Annotated in this window: 3 protein-coding genes; all 3 read left to right on the forward strand. The window is 69.1% G+C overall.

Annotation, left to right across the window (positions count from 1 at the left end; genetic code table 11):
- Positions 1–157: 157 nt before the first annotated feature.
- Positions 158–814 carry a hypothetical protein gene (locus ACIKT0_RS15785; protein WP_407106290.1) on the forward strand — a complete coding sequence of 219 codons (657 nt, stop codon included), beginning with the start codon at positions 158–160 and terminating at the stop codon, positions 812–814.
- A gap of 122 nt (positions 815–936) precedes the next feature.
- Positions 937–2,958: an acetyl-CoA carboxylase biotin carboxylase subunit gene (locus tag ACIKT0_RS15790; protein WP_407106291.1), complete on the forward strand. Its 2,022-nt coding sequence runs from the start codon at positions 937–939 to the stop codon at positions 2,956–2,958.
- A gap of 51 nt (positions 2,959–3,009) precedes the next feature.
- Positions 3,010–3,207 (forward strand): acylphosphatase (locus ACIKT0_RS15795; RefSeq protein ID WP_407106293.1); only part of this gene is annotated, 198 nt, incomplete at its 3' end.

Consider the following 3,207-nt stretch of genomic DNA (forward strand, 5'->3'; position numbering starts at 1 on the left):
CCCGGGTCGCCCACGAAGAGCGGGTTGTTCTTGGTGCGGCGGCACAGGATCTGGATGGTCCGGGTGATCTCGGCGTCATCGGGCCGGCGGCTTCGTCTTCCACCTGATGGACGACGGCCGCTCGCAGCGGCGTTACGCCCGGCGCGAGGACGCCGCCTTGCATGCTCGCGTCGACCGGTTCGCCGACAGGATCCGCGATGTCGTCGCGGCCGGAGAGGCGGACGAGATCCTGGTCGTCGGCCATAGCAGCGGCAGCTTTCTGGCGATCGACGCGCTGGCGCGCGCCTATGAGCGCGACCCCGGCTTCGCGGCGCAGAGCCGTCCGACGCTCTCGCTGCTCACTGTCGGCGCGACCGAACTTCTGATCGGGCTGCACCCCAAAGGCGGCTGGTTCCGGGAGCGGCTCGGCCGGCTGGCCGTCGAGCCGACGCTGTTCTGGGCCGAGGTGGTGGGCCCCTGGGACTTCCTCAACTTCCCGCACCGCGACCCGGTCTCAGAGCTTCGCCTCACCCCCGGAGAAAAGCCGCGCAACCCGACGTTCCGCAGAGCCTATCTGACCAAGATGCTCGGGCAGCAAAGCATCGATCGCATGCGGCGGCGCTGGCAGGTGTTCCGCCTGCACTTCCAGTTCATCATGGCGAACGAGGTGAAGGGCCCGTACGATTACTTCTCTCTCGTCTGCGGCCCATGGACCGCGCGCAGCCAGTTCGCGCGCACGGAGCGGGGGGCGCTGATGGCGCCGCTGCTCGGCCCGCCTCCGCGGCCGCTGCCGCGGCCGTCCTACCTGCCTCCGCTGCCAGGCGCGAAGCGCTGAACGTGGTGGTTCCCTTCGTCCTTCGGCCGATGGACGAGCCCTCCGCAGCTACCGTAAGAACGCGCGTTCCCTCCGTCCTGTCCCGCTAGGGACTTCGCCTCCGTCTGGGGATTTCAGCCTCCATGTTCAGCAAGATCCTCATCGCCAACCGTGGCGAGATCGCCTGCCGCGTCATCAAGACCGCCCGGCGCATGGGGATCGCGACCGTCGCGGTGTTTTCGGACGCTGACCGCGACGCGCTGCATGTCGAGATGGCCGACGAGGCGGTGCATATCGGGCCGCCCGCGGCCGCGCAGTCCTACCTGCTGATCGACCGGATCGTCGCCGCCTGCAGGCAGACGGGCGCTGAGGCGGTCCACCCCGGCTATGGCTTCCTCTCCGAGCGCGCCGCCTTCCCCGAGGCGCTCGCGGCCGAGGGGATCGTATTCATCGGCCCGAACCCCAGGGCGATCGAGGCCATGGGCGACAAGATCGAGTCCAAGAAGGCCGCGGCCGCCGCCAGGGTCTCGACCGTGCCGGGCAATCTCGGCGTGATCGAGACTACGGAGGACGCGGTGCGGGTCGCCGAGGAGATCGGCTTCCCGGTGATGATCAAGGCCTCGGCCGGCGGCGGCGGCAAGGGCATGCGGATCGCCTATTCGGCGAGCGACGTCGCGGAAGGTTTCCGGGCCTCGAAGTCGGAGGCGAAGTCCTCCTTCGGGGACGACCGCGTGTTCATCGAGAAGTTCATCGTGAACCCGCGCCACATCGAGATCCAGGTGCTCGGCGACAAGCACGGCAACGTCATCTATCTCGGCGAGCGCGAGTGCTCGATCCAGCGCCGCAACCAGAAGGTCGTCGAGGAGGCGCCGTCGCCGCTGCTCGACGAGGCCACGCGCCGGGCGATGGGCGAGCAGTCGGTCGCGCTCGCGAAGGCGGTCGGCTACGATTCCGCCGGCACTGTCGAGTTCGTGGCCGGGCAGGACAAGTCCTTCTACTTCCTCGAAATGAACACCCGGCTTCAGGTCGAGCATCCGGTGACCGAACTCGTCACCGGGATCGACCTCGTCGAACAGATGATCCGGGTCGCGGCCGGGGAGAAGCTGTCGATCAGCCAGTCCGACGTGAGACTCGACGGCTGGGCCGTCGAGAGCCGGATCTACGCCGAGGACCCGTACCGCAACTTCCTGCCCTCGATCGGCCGGCTCACCACCTATCGGCCGCCGCTCGAGTCCACTGAGGACGGGATCACCGTTCGCAACGACACCGGCGTGACCGAAGGCGGCGAGATCTCGCTGCATTACGACCCGATGATTGCGAAGCTCGTGACGCACGGCCCGAACCGGCTTGCTGCCATCGAGGCGCAGGGAGCGGCGCTCGACGCCTTCGCGATCGACGGTATCCAGCACAACATCCCGTTCCTCGCCGCGCTGATGGAGCACCCCCGCTGGCGCGAGGGCCGGCTGTCGACCGGCTTCATCGCCGAGGAGTTTCCGGACGGCTTCGCTCCTCGGAAGGCAGAAGGGGAGGTGGCCGACACGATCGTGGCGATCGCGGCCCAGATCGACTGGCTGGTGATGGAGCGCCGGCGGCTGATCTCGAACCAGCTGCGCAAGGGCGCGGCCACCAAGGAGCGGCTGCGGACCGTGCTGCTGGACGGCGAGGCGACATGCGTCGAGACCAGCGCCGACGGCGACGTCGTGTTTGTCCGGACGCTGGACGAAGCCGGGAGGGAGATCGCCGTGCGGCGGGTCGTCACCAGCTGGCGGCCGGGCGAGCCGGTGTGGAGCGGCGAGATCGACGGCGTCGCGATCTCGGCCCAGGTTCGTCGCCGTCGCGGCGCCTATGGCTACGACATCGCCCATCGCGGCGTCGCGGTCTATGCGCGCGTCCATGGCGAGCGCATCGCCGAACTGCTCGCGATGATGCCCGAGAAGGCCGTCCCCGACACCTCCAAGCATCTGCTGTGCCCGATGCCCGGCCTCGTGGTCTCGATCGCGGTCGAGGAGGGGCAGGAGGTCAAGATCGGCGAGACGCTGGCGGTCGTCGAGGCCATGAAGATGGAGAACGTGCTGCGCGCCGAGCGTGACGGCACCGTGCACAAGGTCCACGTCAAGGCCGGCCACAGCCTTGCGGTCGACGCGGTGATCCTCGAGTTCGTGTAGGCGCCGGGCCGCCGGCTTGCCGGCCTCGGCCACGCAACCATCTCACCGGTCATGACCGAAGCCGTCGAACGCATCGAGATCACAGGCCGCGTGCAGGGCGTGGCGTACCGCAAATGGGCCCAGGACGCGGCCCGGTCGCTCGGCCTGCGCGGCTTCGTGCGCAACCGCAGCGACGGCTCGGTGGAGGCGGTCATGGCCGGGCCGCAGGCGGGCATCGACGCTTTCGCCGAAGCCTGCCGCGAGGGCCCC

The sequence above is a fragment of the Hansschlegelia beijingensis genome, assembly GCF_045505405.1.
Classification (GTDB): domain Bacteria; phylum Pseudomonadota; class Alphaproteobacteria; order Rhizobiales; family Methylopilaceae; genus Methylopila; species Methylopila beijingensis_A.

Excerpts from the sequence above, each read along its gene's own strand:
- ACIKT0_RS15790 (WP_407106291.1), top strand. The coding sequence starts at position 937 with ATGTTCAGCAAGATCCTCATCGCCAACCGTGGCGAGATCGCCTGCCGC.